Genomic DNA, 247 nt, shown 5'->3' with positions numbered 1-247 from the left:
GAAAGCCGGCTGCACGGCTTTGAGGGCCGGCTTACCACCGACATCTACCCGCCCGATTTCGGCTGGACGCCCGACTATCGCAAACCGGGCGAGCGCATCGACTGGTGGTATCACAACATGGGCTCGGTCACCGGCGCCGGGGTGGCCGAGATCTCCAACCAGATGGAATTCGACGACGAGGTCGCCTTTCACGCCACCCAGAAGATCTATGATCTGGCACGCGGCAAGGACGACCGGCCTTGGTGCC

Annotated in this window: 1 pseudogene; it reads left to right on the top strand. The window is 63.6% G+C overall.

Annotated features, from left to right (window positions below):
- Nucleotides 1-247, top strand: a pseudogene (locus tag Q5L94_RS14010) (choline-sulfatase); the annotation flags it as partial.

The organism is Idiomarina sp. Sol25, from assembly GCF_033052775.1.
Lineage (GTDB): Bacteria > Pseudomonadota > Gammaproteobacteria > Enterobacterales > Alteromonadaceae > Idiomarina.
Note: the sequence above shows the minus strand (reverse complement) of the source record. Positions and strands in the feature narration are given on the sequence as shown.